This window comes from Devosia sp., from assembly GCF_036563435.1.
GTDB lineage: Bacteria > Pseudomonadota > Alphaproteobacteria > Rhizobiales > Devosiaceae > Devosia.
In genome coordinates this window covers 1-19,082 of record NZ_DATCMJ010000019.1, presented here as the reverse complement: position 1 = coordinate 19,082, position 19,082 = coordinate 1, and the positions used below count along the sequence as shown (strand labels likewise).

Here is a 19,082-nt window from a genome sequence, read left to right as displayed (position 1 = left end):
TTCAGCGGTGAACCTCTTCCATCCGTCTGACGTACTCGAGCAGGCAAAGTACGAAAAGGCTGTTCAGGTTCGGAAACGGCACCTTTGGGGTGGGTTGCTGACAGGCTGCTTTTGGCGACACACCCAAGGTGAACGGACGGTAACAACGTGGACGCCTTGGCTTACGGGCGAAGTGCTTGTTTCATTATGAGGGGTTCTTAGGTTTCGTGCTTTACTGTGGTTATGAATCCCACCGCGATTGAAACCCGATGAAGCTGCGAAAGTCATCAGTTGCTAGCCAGATAACATACCTCTCTTACCTGTTTGCCTTCGTGCTGGTGAGCGTGCTTGGTACGTTTGGTTGGTGGGCCGCGTCGCGCATCGATGATAGAGCCATGGCGCGGGAGTCACGCTCCGTTCACGATGAACTGGCCGAAATTGCCGCGCGGCTGCCCATAGAGCAGGATAGCTCCGTCGTGTGGGACGATGCGGTGCTCAATCTGCGCAGTGGCAACACAGCTTGGATTGCCGACAACCTTGCAGAGTGGATGAGCCTTCACTTTGGCCACGATCAGATCTTTCTCCTCGACTCCAAGAACCAAGTGGTTCGTGCTGTGGAGTTAGGCTCGCCCGTACCGCCCGCAATCTATGAAGGAGAAGTCCGGGCATTGCTTCCCTTGGTCGAGAACCTGCGCAGGCAGATGGCTTCTGCTTCCGGTGGTCTCGAGGACAGCACCGAGGCGATCACCGGCCTTGGCCTCGCAGACTTCGTTCGTTTGGGTTCTGGCGCAGTCGCAATGGTTAGCATTCGCCCGGTGGTCCCTCACACTGAAGCAGTTCGACAGAGTCCCGGCACGGAATACCTGGCAATCTCGACGCGGCTCCTGAAGGGAACGTTGCTTGCTGAGCTTCGTGAACGGTCGGAGTTGTGGGACCTCGAGTTCTCCGAAGCCGCTCCGTCAGATGGAGAGCGCATCACAACCTCAATCGTGTCACGCGATGGACGCAACCTCGGTTACTTCAGCTGGGTGCCAGAAGAACCGGCGTTCAACCTGATCAAGGAAACAGCGCCTACTATCGCGATAGGGGTGCTGTTAGCGATTATCGCCGTGACCTTCCTGCTCCGCCGCTTACAGCGAACCACCAGCATGCTGGAAGTCACTCAGGAGCGGGCCTCCTTTTTGGCCTTTCACGATGCGCTGACAGGCATCCCCAATCGCGCGCTTTTTGAGGACCGCCTGGAACAGGCACTCGCCAATATGCGCCGTACTGGATCGAGTATTGCTCTTCACTACATCGACCTCGACCGCTTCAAGCACGTAAACGACACTCTTGGTCATCCCGCTGGTGATGAACTAATCCGTCTCGCCGCCAAGGGTCTTTCCGGCATGGTCGACGAGGTGGACACCGTCGCACGTCTCGGCGGAGACGAGTTCGCAATTATCCAGTTTCAGCCGCCCCATGCCGCAGCCGCAGAAGCACTGGGCCAAAAGATCGTGGACATGTTCGCAGAGCCTGTACCGATTGCGGGGGTCGAGGCGCTTGTCGGTGCCAGCGTCGGCGTTATCTTCACCAGCGACTCCTCAGTGGACGCGGCCGAACTTATGCGACAGGCAGACATCGCTCTGTACCAGGCCAAAGAGAGTGGCCGCGGCCGGTATCAACTCTTCGCCGGCGAGCTGGACCAAGCGGTGCAAGAGCGCCGCGCCCTCGAAATGGACCTGCGAGCAGCCCTAGCCTCTGGCGAAGGACTGGAACTGGTTTATCAACCCATCTTCTGCACTTCCGACGGCAGCTTGGCTGGTGCAGAGGCATTGGTGCGCTGGACCCATCCCACCCGTGGGCGCATGTCGCCAGAAACCTTCATCGGCTTGGCCGAAGAGCGGGGCCTCATCGATCAACTAGGGATATGGGTCATGCGATCTGCGTGCGCGTTCGCGGCAGAAACGTCCCTTCCATGGATTGCGGTGAACGTTTCGCCCCTACAGTTTCGAAGCGAACGCTTCGGTGACTCTATTCGTGCAGTGCTAAGACAGACACGATTGTCGCCTCGCCGCTTGCAGATCGAGATAACTGAAGGCCTGTTGCTGCAAAACTCGCCTAGAGTACAAGCCACGCTGCGTGAGCTTAGGGCGGACGGCATCCGTATAGCACTGGATGATTTTGGCACCGGCTACTCGTCGATCAGTTATCTTCGCACCCATGGTATCGATAAGCTGAAAATCGACCAATCATTTACGGCCCAGCTCGGTTGTGACCCGAAGATCGAAAGCATCGTCAAGTCGATCGTAGAACTTGGTCGAGCTATGAACATGGTTGTCACCGCTGAGGGCGTCGAGACTGCCGATCAGCAGTCTATTTTAGCTCAAATCGGCTGCGACGAGTTGCAGGGTTACCTGCTTGCACGGCCAGTCTCGAGTAGTGAACTGATCTCGCTAACAAAGAGGCAGCGGCGTGCAGCCGGTTAGGCCTGCGTCTATCCATATATACGGATATCGACAAGGCAGTGGAGCGGGCGCAGGGGAGCTTCGAAGCGCTTGTCGCCTCAAATGGATACAACCTCATGAACCCCGACAGTCGAAGTCGTTCAATCCTTTTGCGTCGCTTGGGCTGAGCTGCATCCGTCCTGGCGCTGACGTCCTACGCTAGGAGCTACTGATGCTGCGCATGTATTCGCGTAACGGCAACAAACTCATTCCTGTTGAGACCTGCTTACCCGCAGATCCACCAATCTGGATGGACCTCATCGATCCGTCGCCTCAGGAAGTTCAGCAGGTCGAGCAGGGCATCGCCATCACCCTCCCCACCAAAGCCGAGATGGAAGAGATCGAACTGTCGGCGCGCCTCTATTCGGAGGAAGACGCTGTCTTCATGACCATGACAGCTCTGGCCCATCTCGACACTGACAGTCCCATCAAGACTCCCATCACCTTCGTTCTCAAGGGCAAGTCTCTTGTGACTGTGCGTTATGTCGAGCCTAAGCCGTTCCTGGCGTATCTGGCGCGTGCGCAGCGCGCCGGGGGTCTGCCGCACCAGAGCGGGGAGCAGGTGATGCTCGGGCTTATTGAGGCGATGATTGACCGCACTGCTGACGCGCTTGAACGTGTCGGCAACGAGATGGACACGATATCGAAGGAGATCTTCAAGAAGGGGCGAGAGAAAGCCAACAAGAAGACGCGCAACCTTGAAGCTTTGATCGCTCAGGTTGGACACAAGGCAGAGCTGCTGACCATGGTCCAGGAAAGCCTGGTGAGCTCTTCACGGCTCATTGCCTACTACGCTGCCGTACAAGAGGCGGGAGACGACAACCGCACTACCAAGCAGCTCATGCGGATCATCCAGCGGGATGCTACTGCCCTTGGAGACCACGCCCGAGCGCTGTCATCGCGACTGGATTTCCTGCTGAACGCGACCCTCGGTCTAATCAATCTGGAGCAGAACCAGATTATCAAGATCTTCTCGGTTGCGGCAGTCGTCTTCCTGCCGCCGACACTAGTCGCATCAATTTATGGCATGAACTTCGACTTCATGCCGGAGCTGGACTGGGTGATCGGCTATCCGTGGGCGATCGGACTGATGGCTTTGTCTGCCCTTCTGCCGTTCCTCTACTTTAAGCGAAAAGGCTGGCTTTGAGCGAGGTAGATGAAGGCTTACGGCATATCGCCTGAAGATCAATCGTCATCGACTTCGACTTCAGCGTCGTCGTTATCGGGAGCCATGTCACAGGCAGAGAGCGCTGAGCCAAGCGCAAGTGTTAGAAGAAATATGGCGGTCAGGCGTTTAAGCATTTTTGTCTCCTAGTTTCGAGCACAACGAGCAGGTAGGCAGATCGTTTCGCCTACCGCCGGCTTAAGGAAAACGCTCACCTACAGTTTCACCGCAGCGTTGCCGCCATCTGCCCAAAGCGCCGATCCCGTGACAAAGCTCGACATGTCGCTCGCGAGGAATAGCGCTGCTTTCGCGATTTCTTCGGGTTCAGCGATCCGCTTCATGGCATGCAGGCCTGCAGCCCACTCACGTTGGGCAGCGTTTCCAGCCATGTCGGTCGCGGTGCCACCAGGCAGGAGGGCATTCGCTCGAATGCCTGTTGCGGCGTAATCTGCGGTGATGCCGCGCACCAGGCCCATCAGACCTGCTTTGGCCACTCCATATGGTGCCATTCCAGGCAAGCCCACGCTGTTGCCAACGAAGCTGCTTGTGAAGATAAGTGCTCCGCCGCCCCCCTTCAGCATGGCCGGTATCTGAACCCTGGCACCTAGGAAAGCCGCAGTCAGGTTCACTGCCATAACGTGAGCCCATTGCTCCGGCTCGATCTCGGCCAAAGGCTTCATTGCTCCAACCAGTCCGGCATTGTTGAACGCGATGTGCAATCGGCCAAAGGTAACCTGCGCGGCAGCAACGGCCTCTTGATGTGTGCGCGCCTCACTCACATCGCCTGCAACGGCGAGGGCGTCGCCGCCACCGTCTCTGATCTCTTCAACGGTTGATTTCAAAGGTTGTTCGCGGCGGGCTACGAGCACTACAGATGCGCCATGTGCAGCAAACAATTTGGCAGCCGCCTGTCCAATGCCTGAGCTTGCGCCCGTGATGATCGCCACTTTTCCGTCCAGCAGTCTCATGCCTCAACTCCACTTGTGAAGTCGTGCAACTATGGCTTTTGGCCGGCGGGAACGACCCGGTTTTCACGCACCTGAGTGACGTCCAAAGCACCGCTCTCCGGGCTGCAGGCCGCTTATTTGGGGCGACTGAGATGGGCTCGACTGACGATCATGGCCTGCGGGGTGGCAAGTGGACTGACCGCTTTCGGTAGCAAGTGCCGGTAAGCGGACCTTTTTCCATGAGCCAAAAGGCGGCCATTCGTTTTGGCGGTGACCCTCCCTCGCAGGCGAGTCACCGCTCAATTAATGCGACGTATAGCTTGGAAACAGCACGTCGAGATCAAGCACGGCAATGAGGTGGTCGCCGCTCCTGACCAGCTTGGCGACGCTGCTTTCGCCACGTCCCTTGCCGTTCGGTGACGGGCGCAGGTCCTCGGGCTTTGCAAAGATGATGTCGGACACCGTATCGGCAATTACGCCTACATCCCGATCGCCCAACGAAACAACAAGGATCACCTTGCTCGCCTCCTCTTCGGCGCTATGGGCCCCCAGCATGGCGGCAAGATCATAGATCTCGACGATGCTGCCACGGATGTCGAGCACCCCGCAGGCGCCATAAGGCTGACTGGGCATAGGCGTCGTTTGTGACCATTTACGAATTTCGCGCACGGACATGATCTCGATGCCAAAGAGGCGCTGGCCGCAGGTGAAGGTCACAAACTGGTTGGCCGTTGCAGCGTCCGCGGCTCCCAGCGTCGAGCCGCCGGGCTGGGACTCTGGATCAGACAGAAAGTCCATTAGAACTCACTCCAGTCCTGCTTGACGGCTGCACTGCCGTGGCTGAGATAGGACTTGGCAGCAGTCTGGACCTTGTGCTGGAGGGCACGAATGCCAGTTTTAGGTACTAACGCCGTGCTGTGAATTACAGACGCTGCCTGCCGCTCACCGCTGCTGTCGATTTTGAACACGTCCACGATCTTGTCGAGCTCAACCGCCTGAGCCTCTGTCTGCTCGATCGCAGCATTTGTTTCTTCCACCAGCGCCGCATTGTGCTGGGTCATCTCGTCCATCTGGCGAATGGCGGTGGTGACTTCAGCGATGGCCGAAGACTGCTCGCCGCTGGCCGAGGATATGCCCTGCATCAGAACGCTGTTTTCCCGCACGGCCTCAAGAATCGCCTGCAGCTTTTGCGCGGCATTGTCGACGAGCTTAGTGCCGCCGCTCACTTCCACCGAGCTCTGCTCGATCAGCGCCTTGACGTCGGCCGAGGCCTGAGCGGCCGACTGGGCCAGCCGCCGCACTTCCACCGCAACGACGGCAAAGCCCTTGCCAGCTTCACCGGCACGAGCGGCTTCGACAGAAGCGTTGAGGGCCAGCAGATTGGTCTGGAAGGCAATGTCGTCGATCAGGCCGATGATGTTGGAGATCTTGGCTGAGGAGGTGCTGATGCGGTCCATGGCCTGGGTCGCCTGCTCCATCACCTGACCGCCTTCATCGGCAAGCAGGGCCGCCGACTGGGTGCGCGATGCTGCATCCTGCGCCTTACGTGCATTGTCGGTAACCGTGGTCGCCAGTTGCTCCATCGCCGCAGACGTTTCTTCGATGGCAGCCGCCTGCTTGGTGGTGCGCTCGGCCAGGTCATTGGTGCCCGCCAGGATCTCGCCCGTGGCCGACTTGAGGGCCCGCGAGGTGCCGCGCAACTGCCCGACCACGTCGGACAAGGTGCTGGCCACCGCATTGGTATCGTCGCGTAGCGAAGCGAAGGCTCCGCGATAGCTGCCTTCCATTCGCTGCGTCAGGTCGGTACGCGCCAGGGCGGCAAGCACATAGCCTGCTTCCGTGAGCCCGGCCGAGACCGTTTCCAGCATGCCGTTGAAGTTCGTGGAGATGCGATCGATGTCGGCATCGCCGAACCGGCCTTCGATGCGCTTGGAGAAGTCGCCCTCGACGGTGGCTTCAACCACTGTGTCGAAGGCGGCCTGGAAGTCCTGCATCATGGCAGCACGCGCAGCCGCAGCCTGGGCGCGAGTAGCTTCGTCCTGGCTCATGGCGGCGACCTTGATGCCGTTCTCCCTGAACACCTGGACGGCCGCGGCCATGGCGCCAATTTCGTCGTGGCGCTCCGTGAATGGGATCTCTGTCTGTAGATCGCCTTGTGCCAGATCGCCCATCGACTTGGTGATACGGCGAACTGGCGCAGCAATGGAGCGCATACCGAAGATTGCCGCTCCGACCAGCACAAGCATCACAGCTGCGCCAAAGGCGAGCATGATGGTGCGGCCGGTGCTCAATTCCGCATCGAGCTGGGTGTCTTCCTCCACCGCACGGGCGGTTGCCACCTCCATGCCTTCGACAAGAAGATCGCGCATTTGAGGGGCGATGGCATTCATTTCATCGACAACTGTCATAGTCGCGACAGATGGAGCGGTTACCTGGGCTGCTATGTCGGCTAGGCGCGCCGCCAGCAGGTCGTCGACTGCGCCGTGATACTGCTCACCCATCGCTTTAATCGAGGCTGCCCGTTCACGATTTTCTTCCGAGACCATGAGTGCCGTCGCCTGATCGAGGAGACTGACAAGTTCGGTGAACTCGGTGTTTGCCTGCTCGGATGCAACTTTCACCTGTTCGGGAGAAGCGTTGAGCCGCATGTCGCGTGTAAAGATACGCAGGCCCTCGACCGCCCCCTCGGCGCTTGCCATTAGCCGCGCGATAGACGCTTGTCGCTGCGCCTGATCTGCTGCATCAGCCATGGAAAGGCTTGTAATGACATTGGTCACAAGCATGGCGGCAACCAGCGTCACGCCAAGACCGGAAGAAATCGCAAGCTTGGTTCCAAGCTGCATACGCAAGATTATACCCATTGATTACACCCACTCAACACGTCCGAGCCGTAGCAACAGACCTATTTGTCGAAGACATAGGGCAAGGGTGCGTCTCGTCCCAACGAAGTGGCACGCTGCTTCTGTTCGTTCTTCATTCACCATAAGATGGATGAATTAAAAAGCAGTAAGCGACGCGGGATTTTATTAGCGGCTCACAAGACCTTAGTTAGAATCCCAATTCCTTTCGGACCATCAAGCGCTGTGTTTCAACTGGTGACGGCAGTTTCCCTCCTTTGAGTGGCTATAGCTGACCGGCTACTTCGAGGTGGATAACAGAACGTCCGGTTCAGGTTCACTGAGCCCGGAAAGCTGCCTTTACGTGACGCTCCCTCAACAGCGGCGCAATCGTCACAGCGTGCACAAGCCTAAATTGCAGACGCGCCTCCAGTTAGAAGAGCAACTTCAGCATGCTTCCGCAGGGGCATCAGTCGCTGACCATAAGAACATTGAGTTGAACTAGCCAGTTTGTTCTCCGTGGCTCGTTCGTCACGTCTGTTAGCACCTGCTCATATCGGCACCCGGAACGCTCTCCTGAAAGTTCAACCTTTCGGTCCAAGCGGATCTTGTGAGTATCTACCCAATCGAGGAGTAGTTTGTTGGCTCGCACCGAGTGATTGCGGTGCGTCAAGGTCGCGTACATGCCTCCCGGGATCACACCAGACCTGATCCGACCCTCGCCGGGTAACGAAAGGGCTGTAATAACGCCAGCCTCTACATCCATTCCACCGGCCATGTTGACGACGTTCAGCCGGAGGTAAAGCAGGCCAGCATGAGGTATGTTGCCTTGGTCCAGCCACACGATCAACTCTGCCCATAGGCGATCCCGAGCGCTTATCATTCCCCGAAACGGAATCGTCTCGCTTATCCCAAGCGTATAGAGGCTCGATCGATTTTCCACTGCTGGCGGTTTGATGATGTCCATTGTGCCCCACTCTATGCATATGACGGGGTTACTGACGCAGCCACCCTTACTTCAAAGACGAAGCAGCACTGCGCGTAACGACATCTCATTGAGCATTAGTGCCCTCTTCGGGACTGGCTGCAGCCCACTGTAGCTTGACCAGTACCGTCGGCTGTTCTCATTTCTGAGGTGCCGAGGTGACTATGCCCTTCACCAAGGCATGAAAAGCGTGGTCGACGGCAAGCGGCGGTGCATATCGCCTCACATCGTACAGTCCCAAAAGAGCGAAGTAGATGCCGGTACCCAGACGTTTTGCAGAGGTGCTGTCATAACCCGTGAGCTCAAGGATCTCGGCCAAGTAGGCGATCCGGCGTTCATCCACGCGCGCGATCCGCTGGGCTACCACCGGCTCCTCCGCTGCCCACGCGCGCAAGGCTGACTCGGTGCGGGCAACGTCGATACCTTGCTCTGTGGCAATCAAGGCGGCGTCGACAACTGCCCGCATCCGTTCGGCAGGGTTCTCGATGGTATCAGCGGAGCTGATCACCAAACTGGTGCCCTCTGCTTCCCAGAAATCCAGCACAGCCGTGAGAAGCGCCGGCCGATCGGCGAAATGCCAGTAGAAGGAGCCTTTAGAAGTGTTGAGCCGCCGCGCCAGCTTCTCTATCCGCACGGCTTCGATACCGCCTTCAGCGAGCGCCGCCATCGCTGCAACTATCCAGTCATGCGGCCCGTAACGTTTTGCTGCCATTGCGCTTCCGAACCTTATCCGCGTCATGCCGCCGCATCCATACGGCCCCGTATGGACATCGGCAAGTCCCGGTGCAAGAACATACGGATCCGTATGGTTCAATGTATTGAGGCAACATGCCTGTTTTAAGACTGGAACTGAGTCCGTCGTGGTGGTTTGTGGCTGCAGGTGCCTTGTCACTGATAACAAGTGCCATCCACGTTTTGGCAGGCACCCCCGAGATCATGTCCCCCCTTCTCGCCAGCAACTTGCCGCATGTAGTGAAAGGCGTCTTTGATGTCATGTGGCACCAGATCACCGTTTTGCTTCTGATTGGCAGTGGCGCTGCGCTAGCTGCAGCCACACGCCCAGCCTGGCGGCGACCAGTCGCCGTGCTTATTGGAGGCCAGTTCGCGCTGATCGCGGTGCTGTTCCTCGGATTAGGTGCGATGTGGTTCTCGAGTCCTTGGCCGATGCCGCAGTGGGTGCTCTTCGGGGCAATGGCCATTCTCCTGCTGGTCGGTTGCCGACGTGGCGCCGCTTGAGACAGTCAGGCTTCTCTTTAGCTAGGATCACTCGTCAGCACTTCGGATGAAGCACCTATCGTTCGTATCTTTGTTGCTCTTCGAGAGAACGGACGCTGGCAGAAATCCGATTGTGTCGCTTGATGACCGCAGTGGGTCGAATGCAGTTCCCCAGACCTCGAATTGGTCGTAGCTTTACAAGACAGGGTTGGCCTTGCGAGATGACGGTATTGTCAGGCCGACTGAGGTACCTCTGTAGCGGCATGTTCTTAGGAGACAGCAAGATGTTTAACGACATCACCATTGTGCCGGTACGGACGGACCGCAAGGCGGTCTATCTCGCGTTTTCTGCCCGTATCGCCGAGATCTATCGAGAGTATGGTGCTGTTCGTGTCGTCGACTGCTGGCAGTCTGAGGACTCTGATGATGCTGACTTTCATGCTTCCGACGCCATGGACAATTACGCGGCTGGCGAATTGCCCGACATCAGAAAGCTAGCGGGTGCAGATGACGGTGAGACAGTCGTCATCTCGATAACCGAGTGGCCAAGCAAAGAAGTTCGTGACCGCGCCGTGAAAGCTGTCGTGATCGATCCCCGTATTCAGGCGACAATGGATGAAGAGCCGGTATTCGATGGCCGACGACTGATTGCTGCAGGATTCGATGTCGAGTACGACCTACGCTGACCCACCCTGTAGTGGCAGCTTCTGGGCGAAAAAGACACGCAGCTTAACGTTTAGAATGGGGTCGACAGCAGTCCCCTGCCATTTCGGTTTCAAAGTCGGTTTGATCGTTCATGATGTTCAACCATCCTTAGGACAGCCCGTGCAACCTTGTGCGGGTATTCCGAGGATCGTGCATGGCCTCTACGCAGGCAGCTAGGACTGCCGTAAAAAGTCGAACTCAGAAGCCAAATTTAGGCCAGTCCCGCCACAAGGGGCTGGCAGTCCAACTGACGTGGATTTCGGTCGGCTTAGGGTTATGCCTACTCCTGGTTTCGATCTTTGTTGGGTGGTGGGCGGTGCAGCGCATCGACGATCGTGCCCTCAGCGACCAGTCTGCGTTGGCTCGTGCAGGATTGCAGGAGCAAGCCGACGAGCTACCTCTCGAGCAGGATAGTTCCGCCATATGGGACGACGCCGTTATCGCGGTTCGCGCTAATGATGGTCCCTGGATGGCTGAAAACCTCGTCGAATGGATGGGTGAGTACTATGGCCACGACCGTGTGTATGTACTCGGTCCCGACAATCAACCCGTCCGTGCTGCAGAAAATGGCACCACCGCTCCCCGGCGCCGGTTTGAAGCCGATGCAGATGCGGTTCTTCCATCAGTCCAGCAGTTACGCAGGACAATGGCAGAGGCTGCATCTGGGCTTGAGGACTCTACCGCAGCGGTGCTGGGTCAAGGTGAGCTCGAGTTTGTCCAGCTTCAAGACGGCAGCGCCAATATTGTGAGCGTCCGCCCTATTCTCCCCAGCTCAGGTGCCGTCACCCAGCGGCCGGGCGAGGAGTACCTGCTGGTTTCTGTTCAGGCAATTGACTCGGCACTGACAAAGGTGATCGCTGCAAAATACAAGCTGGAGGAGCTCGTCTACAGCGGCACTGCTAGTTTGTTGCATTCGAGAGCCGCTGTTCCGGTGACAGCGGAGAACGGGCGCATCATTGGCTTTTTGACCTGGAATGCCAGATACCCCGCGCGTGAACTGGTGGCGGAGGTTGGCCCTCTGCTAGTTGTAGGTAGCATCTTCGGAGCTGTAGTATTGGCGCTGCTCGTTGTGCGGCTGCGTAAGACGTCGGGTGCGCTTCAGGTCAGCGAGGCGCAAGCGAAATTTCTCGCCTTTCATGATCCTCTTACCGAAATCCCGAACCGAGCTTTGTTCGAGGATCGCCTTGAGCGTGCTCTGGCGAGCGTTAGGCGCAGCGGTTCCAGGATTGCACTGCACTACCTCGATCTTGATCGGTTCAAGCACGTCAACGACACACTTGGCCACCATGCTGGCGATGAGCTCATCCGTCAGGTCGCGGAACGCCTTTCTTCATGCGTCCGGGATGTGGACACTGTTGCTCGGCTAGGGGGCGATGAGTTCGCTATAATTCAAATCGAACCCGCCGATGATAAGGGTGCAGAGATTCTTTGCGAGCGGATCATCAACTCGATCAGTCACTCCTTTGATCTAAACGGGGATGAAGCCGACGTCGGCGTGAGCATTGGCGTCGTGCTGTCCAACCAGACCGATGGCACACCACAAGACATGATGCGCAAGGCTGACATTGCGCTCTATCAAGCGAAGGCCACTGGGCGAGGTCGCCATCAGATCTTTGTCGGTGACTTGGACGACCAAGTTAGACACCGAAGGGCTCTTGAGCGAGAGCTTCGCTTGGCCATTGCAGGTGATGAACTTACGCTCGCCTATCAACCACTATATAATATCTCAGGCACGACCATCATTGGTGCGGAAGCGTTGGTGCGATGGAACCATCCGGCCCAGGGCCTGCTTTCGCCGGATCACTTCATAGAACTTGCAGAAGAACGCGGCCTGATCGGCGCCTTGGGTATGTGGGTGCTGCAAAGGGCCTGCGCCTTTGCCGTCGGGACAGATCTGGCTTGGATCGCGGTGAACTTCTCGCCTGCCCAGTTCCATGATGAACATCTGGCAGATCGCGTGCTTGCATGCCTGAAAGAGGTGGGACTGGCGCCTGAACGGCTTGAGGTTGAGATTACCGAAGGATTGCTGCTGGAGAGGTCTGCAGTTGTCCAGAGCACCTTGGCACAGCTGCGCGAAGCTGGTGTGCGCATTGCCCTAGACGATTTTGGCACTGGATATTCTTCCATCACCTACCTGCGTAAGTACAGGATCGACAAGCTCAAGATCGACCGCTCGTTCGTCGACCAGCTTGGTCATGACAGCGAGATCGATGAAATCGTCCGGGCAATCATCCAACTCGCCCGCGTGATGAAGATGCGGGTTGCGGCAGAAGGAGTAGAAACGCCATTGCAGCACAAGATCCTGCAAGGAATGGGTTGCGACGAATTGCAGGGGTACTTTCTATCAAGGCCAGTTACCCCCGAGCGCCTGTTGCAGATGGCTGGCTGTTCTCGTCCTCACGCACTATTGGCCTAGTGCTGAGATTACGGCAGCTTACGGAAAGTCATGAACTCGCGGCTAAGGTCTGATTTGGGGTGGCATCTGCCCGGCTCCGTTGGGGAAGGGGAACGGCGGCTTTGACGAATTGGGTTGAAACCGGACTGTTCCATCAGCAGTGGAACTGGGTATGGTGTGCGAGGGCTCAAAGCCTATAGAACTGGGCCATGAGGGTCGGGACGATGAGTGTCGAGTTTCTTCTAACTACCTTTATTGTCGTAGCGTCCCCCGGAACAGGGGCTATCTATACTATAGCCGCTGGGTTGGGCCGCGGTGGTAAGGCGAGCCTTTGGGCAGCGTTCGGTTGCACCGTCGGCATCATCCTGCACATGATCGCTGCAATTTCCGGCTTGGCGGCCATTTTGCATACAAGTGCCCTAGCGTTCGAGATCATCAAGTATCTCGGCGTCGCCTACCTGCTCTATATGGCCTGGATGACCTTGAAGGAGAGTGGAGTTCTCAGCGTCGAGGGCAGCAGGACTGAAAAGTCTGTTGCCGAGGTGATTGTTGAAGCGATCCTGATCAACATCCTAAACCCGAAACTCTCAATCTTCTTCTTTGCTTTCTTGCCCCAATTCGTTCCCGCTTCTTCTCCAAACGCGCTCAATCGCATGGTGGAACTAAGCAGCGTATTCATGCTGCTGACATTTGTCGTTTTTGCAGTATACGGCTTATTTGCCGCTTCGATGCGAAGCCACGTTATCTCGAGGCCTGCGGTGATGACCTGGATGCGCCGCAGCTTTGCAGCCGCCTTCGTAGCTCTTGGCGCCAAGCTTGCACTCACGGAGCGATAGACTTGAGGCCATAGAGCCGCAAAGCGAGAGAACCACCTTAAACCGCGCGGCGGCTCTCGAGGTCGCTAGTGTAAATGGCAAACGGCCGTGAGGGATCGACAGGAGGCCGACGGCATCGGGGTCGGTGGCTGCCACCCTCAAATTTATCGTCTGTCGATGATGGTTCCTGTAAACGTAAACGTCGAGATATCGCGGCCGCCTTCCTCGACGATTTGCATTTCCCAAGTGCCGCTGTTCCAGAAGCTGCGTCCGAGCTGCTTGATCATCTCGGTGCTGGTCACCTTAGCTTCGTAAAGCGCAGAGTGATCATCTTCCAGTATCGTACCCACGGTATCTGGAAGGTCGATGCCATCTCGAATGTGGAAAAGTATCGAGGCATGGTGTTGCTCCTGGTGGGCAAAACCACATCGCATCTCTCAATCACCGCAGGCTTGGACGAGCGCGGTGACACATGCGCAAACCCTCAACGCCAAGAAGGTCACATCAGCCTCTATCGAGGGAACCGTATTCGTTCTGACCCGCTAACCTTGATTGAGGAGAGTGACATGGCCGAAAAAAACAAACCGAAACCGAAAGCCCCGGACCTCAAAGACGTGGAGGCCGGCAGCGATGCTGATGCCACACCGATACCCGAAGTCGGAAAGACGCCGCCAGATCCAAACAAGGACAAGTAGTCGCGCTGCCGATATCGGGACCCACGTGCACAAGCCACGTTGAGGGGACGCTTCAAGCCTCTCATTTTTACGAAACCTTTGCGGGGTCTCAGTTTGCGAGGCTTGAAGCGTTCCCCCACACCATCGATGTATGAGGGAGGGCTCTAAGTTCCCACCTACACCCCAACGCCAATCGGCAGCTCAGGGGTGGTTTCCAGACCGTCTGCTATGAGGCAGTATTGAAAGCAAGCGGACGTGGAGGCCATCTGTGAGAGATCAGACAGTCCTAGATGAGGTGCGCAGCTTTCACGCGAAACTAATGGCAGTGGCCAGCGGCTCAGACGATCAACGGCTCGAGCGCGTTTTCGAGTTAGTCCCCCGAGAAGCCTTCCTCGGTCACGGTCCGTGGAAGGTTGTGGTTAACCGTCGCTATGTCGAGACGCCGAGCGCCAATCCGATCCACGTGTACCATAACGGACTTGTTGCCCTTGACGAGGCGAAAAGGATCAACAACGGGGAACCGTACCTTCACGCAGCATGGATCGGCGCAGCCGCACCGGCAAGCGGCGAGGTCGTGGTGCACGTAGGTGCGGGCACCGGCTACTACAGCGCTATCCTGTCGATGCTGGTGCTACCAAAGGGGCGGGTACAGGCGTATGAGATCGAGGAGAGCTTGGCGCATCGAGCCGCCTCTAACCTTGATCCGTTCGAAGCCGTGGGTGTGGTGCATGGCGACGCAACCGCGATGGAACTGCCAGACTGCGACCTGATTTACGTGAATGCCGGCGTCGTCTCACCGCCCGGATCTTGGTTGCGAGCTTTGCGGCCGAGCGGGCGGATCATCTTCCCTTGGAGTCCATCGAACAGCGTGAGCCTCACCCTTCTGATGACAAGGTCCGAAAACGGTTTCGCTGTACGCATTCTAGGCCCATCCTGGTTCATACCATGCGTTGGTGCATCCGATTCGGCTGGGTGCACGAAGGTGCCCAATCCTCTACAGGCCCGCTCCATCACAAAGGCCTGGCTTACGGCCGATCGACCCCCAGACGAGACAGCAGTTGCCGTATGTCGCGACGTGTGGTTTTCGGGCTCGCCATACAAATCGCTTTGAAGCTTTCGGAGGACAACGGCACGAAAGCTCCGCTTCAATTGCCCTAGAGTTATTTTAGCCCTGCTTCGCCTGTTCGGCTCCGTGTTCCAGTGGCTGCCCTTTATAGTGTAGGGTCCAAAATCCCTTGTTGGCTGAAGGTTCGACGGAAAAGCCTGCCTCCTCCACCTTACGATCGATTGTCTCGCTTAGTAACAATCCTAGACCATTCTTAGCAGCCACTGACTTTGTTTGTTCGAGGCCAGCCACCAGCAGTTCCATGACGAACTCCTGTTTATTGCACCCCAGGAATTCGGTTACTGCATCAAGCTCAGCCAGCCTCACAGCGTCTATCCTTACGCCGAGATTTCGCACCAGCTCTTTCCTCTGCGCAAAGCCCAGCGCATTGGTGTTGGCTCCAGACCTATTCCCAAACTGCTGAACTCTCTTCTGTTCAATGATCTTCATGATCAGGAAGTCATCGAAGATGTCTTGGTCCTGTCGCGGAAGATCAGGAAGTTGCGCTTGGTTTGCAGCTGCTGATTGCGTGTACGTCAATTTCGACATGGGATTGCGCACTCCGTGGGCGGTTATGCGTGCACTATGCGAATTTTGCGCGCATATTCAAGCGTGAGAAGTGCACAGTTGAAGTTGGCGACAGCGTCTGCATTCAGTCTGCAGAGCGTTGGAGTTGTATGGCCGTAGTGGGGCAGGCTGCTGACCTGCCAATTCGAAGTGGTTAGCTGCCTGACAGCTTTCGGCGGCCGAGTTGCGCCAGCGGACTCTCAAGAGGATGCAGGCACCGTCGTGTACTGTGGCGCGCCGTCGCAAATCTCATAGTAGTCACCTTTACTGCCGACAAAGATGTGCGCGGCGATCTTAGTGCCGGTTGGCCCATCGAACGTGCCGAGCATCAAGCCGATCCAATCGGCCTCTGGCGGATCGAAAAACATCGACGACCCGCAGGTCGAACAAAAGCCACGCCGCACTTTTTCGGATGAGAAATACCAAGTGAGCTTCTCTTCACCGCTGATGGTGACGGATGACTTCTTCACGTCCACCCCAGCTTCGTAGTGTCCGGTTACCTTGCGACATTTGCTACAATGGCACGAGGAAGCCTCGGGAAGGCCGCCACGGACTTCGAAAGTTATCTCTCCGCAGAGACATGATCCTTTGTGCATTTGCGCGTCCTGGATACGAGCAGCAAGTGGTCAATCTTACAGTTCGTGTCCGCTGTTGGAAATGAGCTCGTTGCCTCCCAATGACCGAGATGGGGTCGTAAGCTGCCGATCAGCTATGCGCCCTTTTCGGTCATTCAGAGTGCTACTTCAATTTCCTGAAAGCAGTCGGTCGCTTAGGTCGCGGCGACGGCACTTAGCGGATGGTCTTATAATGGCAGCTTTTCGGGCAGCTGTAGACCAAGCAGACATCAACCTCCGTGGCGAGGGATTATATCGTGCTTCGGTCAAGCAACCATGGGTGTTCTAGCGACACTGGTTGCATCAGCCTTCCAGGCCAGGGCGAAAGAGATCCTCTTCGGGCCTTTGAGCATGCTGGCAATAGGGTCGGTTACCGACTGGCGAGTCTCGGGACGTTAAGCCAAATGGCGGCTCTTTGTTTCGCGTCCGCATCTTTGAACCTCTTCGACAAGCTGACGTTAGCCATGGGTTTATAGGTTGTCTTGGTGCTGCTTCAGGAGGGTATTACCCTTAGATCGTTGATGCAGAAGCAGAGAACGTCGTTGTCCTGGAAAGACCTGAAACGCGGTGCTCGAATGAGCATATTGCTCGTGGCTAGCAGTGCTGCGCCGCCAGGGTCTGCACAGGGTCCGCTTTTCGCATCCCCTGGGGACCTGCTGTCGTCCCTCTACGAACTCGTCCTCTTTGGAAGCCGGCCAACGACCTACTACGAGCCGTTCTTCTCAGATCGTGTTACCAACATGATAAAGGGTGGCACTCTCGGGCCCGCTCAGTTCAAGGAACTTGGGTTTGATCCGATGGTCGGCTTAAGCGAGGCCAGCCTCATCACACTGTTTGATCTTCAAACCCTGCAACAGGATGGAGCAACGGCTGAGGCAGTGGCGACTTTCAGGGCTGGTGACATACCGGTGACGATAAACTTCTCGCTTGTCCGGGAAGAAGAAGATGGCTGGCAGATTGATGATCTGCGAGGCAGTGCCGGAGATCACCACTGGTCCCTAGCCGACTTGGTTGAGGCTACCGAACAGTAGTTTTTGGCCGCGAAACGTCAGCTCAACTGTCATCTTCGATTTACCAGCTTGGCCGGTTTGGTCTCGTCTGATGCCCCGATCAGCCGCACGGTAACGAACTCGCAACCTGCTGAGGATCAACGTTTCCAGACGCAAGAATGCGAAGGATTGATCCCTGTGCTCAGAATAGTGCTCCAGCTGTTGTTGTTTGTCGTGATGCTCGTACCTGCTCTTGCAGAGGATTGGGTCGTGAGCCGAACGCGCGGCGTGGCTGAGCAAAAACTGAGTGGCAGATGGGTCGCCTTGGCGAGGGGCATGCCAGTCACAAATGGCGCGACGCTTCGGACCGGGCCTGACGGCCGAGTTGGACTTGCCCGTGGTGCCGAAGCCATTGAACTGGAGCCTGGTACCGAGATCCTACTGCGTGAAGGATCTGGGAAAATCACGAGTGTCATTCAAGCTGCGGGCCTTATCACCGTGGATGTAGAGAAGCGCAACGTTCAGCACTTCTCCGTCCAGACGCCCTTCATGGCCGCGGTGGTCAAGGGAACTCGCTTCCAGGTGGCGGTGGGAAGTGGGGCAGCCCGGGTTATCGTGGAACGAGGCACAGTCCAGGTGCAGGATACTGGCAATGACCTGGTCACTGACATCGTCCGCGGACAGCAGGCCGAGGTCGGCGTGTCTCAGCCTCTAGAGGTTTCCGGACCTGGTTCGGTAGCTGTGTTCTCGTTTGACGGAGTTCGAGTTGTAAACGGCACCGTTGATACTCCAGCCGACAGCCAGGGCCGTCCAGTAGATCCGGCGGATACCGCCGGCACTTCCACTGGCGGCAATGGCAATGCTGGAAACGCCGGCAATGGCAGTGGGAACGGCAACTCCGGTGGCGGCAACGGCAACGGCGGTGGGAACGGCAACGGCGGTGGGAACGGCAACTCCGGCGGCGGCAACGGCAACGGTGGGGGGAACGGCAACTCCGGTGGCGGCAACGGCAACGGCGGTGGGAACGGTAACTCCGGCGGCGGCAACGGCAACGGCGGTGGAAACGGCAACTCCGGCGGCGGCAACGGCAACGGCGGTGGAAACGGCAACTCCGGTGGAGGCAACGGCAACGGCGGTGGAAACGGCAACTCCGGTGGAGGCAATGCAAAGAAGGATTAGTGCGACGGATCAGAGCATCTGCGTATCATCCTGAAGGCGCTTGTCGGCTTTAGGCACTCAACAGCAGTAGGCGAACGACTGAGAATGTGTAGGCAGCGGACTGGCAGCGACGCGCTCCATTCCAGTCCTTCAGAATGGAACTCTCATTTCCGGAAAGCTGCCGTTCCATATCTGAGCTGAGAATGTCGCCATTGGGATGGAGAGCTGACGGGTTGCTCCCGCCAATCGATCAGACAGGCATAGGAATGACGAGTTTTGGTTTGCGCGAGCGTACTCGATGGGCTGGCAACTCTTGCGACTTAGGGCTTACTTCCTGTGAGATTTGCTGAAAGCGCATGCTGGATCAGCTCAAGCAGTTGCTCCCCCGCCGCAGCGATGTTGAACCCAACGTCGGCTAGAAGACTATCGATCAGCCCGCAAATACC

The 19,082-nt window shown here is 57.2% G+C and carries 18 protein-coding genes; 10 read left to right on the top strand and 8 right to left on the bottom strand.

From position 1 onward, the window contains the following. The first annotated feature begins 248 nt into the window (after positions 1-248). Positions 249-2,447 (top strand): putative bifunctional diguanylate cyclase/phosphodiesterase, encoded by a 2,199-nt coding sequence (locus VIL88_RS16635; protein ID WP_331990736.1) that lies wholly within the window; start codon positions 249-251, stop codon positions 2,445-2,447. Between the two features lie 190 nt (positions 2,448-2,637). Beyond that, complete coding sequence (gene corA / locus VIL88_RS16630; RefSeq protein WP_331990735.1) at positions 2,638-3,612, top strand: magnesium/cobalt transporter CorA; 975 nt, start codon at positions 2,638-2,640, stop codon at positions 3,610-3,612. Positions 3,613-3,845: 233 nt separating this feature from the next. On the opposite strand, the gene VIL88_RS16625 is transcribed toward corA, so the two are convergent. The 5 genes from VIL88_RS16625 to VIL88_RS16605 form a co-directional block, all read right to left on the bottom strand. Beyond that, on the bottom strand, positions 3,846-4,598 hold the full coding sequence (locus VIL88_RS16625) for an SDR family oxidoreductase (RefSeq protein WP_331990734.1): 753 nt from the start codon (positions 4,596-4,598) through the stop codon (positions 3,846-3,848). 282 nt (positions 4,599-4,880) lie between these two features. Next, positions 4,881-5,375, bottom strand: coding sequence for a chemotaxis protein CheW (locus VIL88_RS16620; RefSeq protein WP_331990733.1), 495 nt, complete (start codon positions 5,373-5,375; stop codon positions 4,881-4,883). Then, the gene (locus VIL88_RS16615; RefSeq protein WP_331990889.1) at positions 5,375-7,420 is read right to left on the bottom strand and encodes a methyl-accepting chemotaxis protein; all 2,046 of its coding nucleotides are present in this window, start codon (positions 7,418-7,420) and stop codon (positions 5,375-5,377) included. Before VIL88_RS16615 ends, VIL88_RS16620 begins: the two co-directional genes overlap by 1 nt. 463 nt (positions 7,421-7,883) lie before the next feature. Further along, on the bottom strand, positions 7,884-8,381 hold the full coding sequence (locus VIL88_RS16610) for a GyrI-like domain-containing protein (protein ID WP_331990732.1): 498 nt from the start codon (positions 8,379-8,381) through the stop codon (positions 7,884-7,886). A gap of 157 nt (positions 8,382-8,538) precedes the next feature. Next, positions 8,539-9,111: a TetR/AcrR family transcriptional regulator gene (locus VIL88_RS16605; protein ID WP_331990731.1), complete on the bottom strand. Its 573-nt coding sequence runs from the start codon at positions 9,109-9,111 to the stop codon at positions 8,539-8,541. Between the two features lie 116 nt (positions 9,112-9,227). Between VIL88_RS16605 and VIL88_RS16600 the strand changes: the two genes are divergently transcribed. The 4 genes from VIL88_RS16600 to VIL88_RS16585 all read left to right on the top strand — a co-directional run bounded on the left by VIL88_RS16600 (position 9,228) and on the right by VIL88_RS16585 (position 13,550). Beyond that, entirely contained in the window at positions 9,228-9,635 is a 408-nt protein-coding gene (locus tag VIL88_RS16600) for a hypothetical protein (RefSeq protein WP_331990730.1), read from the top strand. A gap of 263 nt (positions 9,636-9,898) precedes the next feature. Beyond that, positions 9,899-10,300, top strand: a complete 402-nt coding sequence (locus VIL88_RS16595; protein ID WP_331990729.1) for a DUF1428 domain-containing protein — start codon at positions 9,899-9,901, stop codon at positions 10,298-10,300. A 335-nt stretch (positions 10,301-10,635) separates the two neighbouring features. Then, positions 10,636-12,735 carry a putative bifunctional diguanylate cyclase/phosphodiesterase gene (locus VIL88_RS16590; protein ID WP_331990728.1) on the top strand — a complete coding sequence of 700 codons (2,100 nt, stop codon included), beginning with the start codon at positions 10,636-10,638 and terminating at the stop codon, positions 12,733-12,735. Between the two features lie 203 nt (positions 12,736-12,938). After that, entirely contained in the window at positions 12,939-13,550 is a 612-nt protein-coding gene (locus tag VIL88_RS16585) for a LysE family translocator (RefSeq protein ID WP_331990727.1), read from the top strand. Between the two features lie 143 nt (positions 13,551-13,693). Here the strand turns inward: VIL88_RS16585 and VIL88_RS18135 are convergent, their stop codons facing one another. After that, entirely contained in the window at positions 13,694-13,963 is a 270-nt protein-coding gene (locus VIL88_RS18135) for a DUF6894 family protein (protein WP_414650155.1), read from the bottom strand. Here VIL88_RS18135 and VIL88_RS16575 point away from each other — a divergent pair. After that, positions 13,853-14,224, top strand: coding sequence for a hypothetical protein (locus VIL88_RS16575; RefSeq protein WP_331990725.1), 372 nt, complete (start codon positions 13,853-13,855; stop codon positions 14,222-14,224). The genes VIL88_RS18135 and VIL88_RS16575 overlap by 111 nt on opposite strands. A 247-nt stretch (positions 14,225-14,471) precedes the next feature. Further along, positions 14,472-15,314, top strand: a complete 843-nt coding sequence (locus VIL88_RS16570; protein WP_331990724.1) for an SAM-dependent methyltransferase — start codon at positions 14,472-14,474, stop codon at positions 15,312-15,314. Positions 15,315-15,368: 54 nt separating this feature from the next. Here VIL88_RS16570 and VIL88_RS16565 read toward each other — a convergent pair whose 3' ends face one another. After that, positions 15,369-15,857, bottom strand: a complete 489-nt coding sequence (locus VIL88_RS16565; protein ID WP_331990723.1) for a hypothetical protein — start codon at positions 15,855-15,857, stop codon at positions 15,369-15,371. Between the two features lie 218 nt (positions 15,858-16,075). Next, positions 16,076-16,471, bottom strand: coding sequence for a GFA family protein (locus tag VIL88_RS16560; protein ID WP_331990722.1), 396 nt, complete (start codon positions 16,469-16,471; stop codon positions 16,076-16,078). A gap of 593 nt (positions 16,472-17,064) precedes the next feature. Here VIL88_RS16560 and VIL88_RS16555 point away from each other — a divergent pair. Together VIL88_RS16555 and VIL88_RS16550 are read left to right on the top strand one after the other, a co-directional pair. Continuing rightward, positions 17,065-17,520: a hypothetical protein gene (locus tag VIL88_RS16555; protein WP_331990721.1), complete on the top strand. Its 456-nt coding sequence runs from the start codon at positions 17,065-17,067 to the stop codon at positions 17,518-17,520. 3 nt (positions 17,521-17,523) lie between these two features. Further along, positions 17,524-18,657 (top strand): FecR family protein, encoded by a 1,134-nt coding sequence (locus VIL88_RS16550; RefSeq protein ID WP_331990720.1) that lies wholly within the window; start codon positions 17,524-17,526, stop codon positions 18,655-18,657. Positions 18,658-19,082 lie beyond the last annotated feature (425 nt).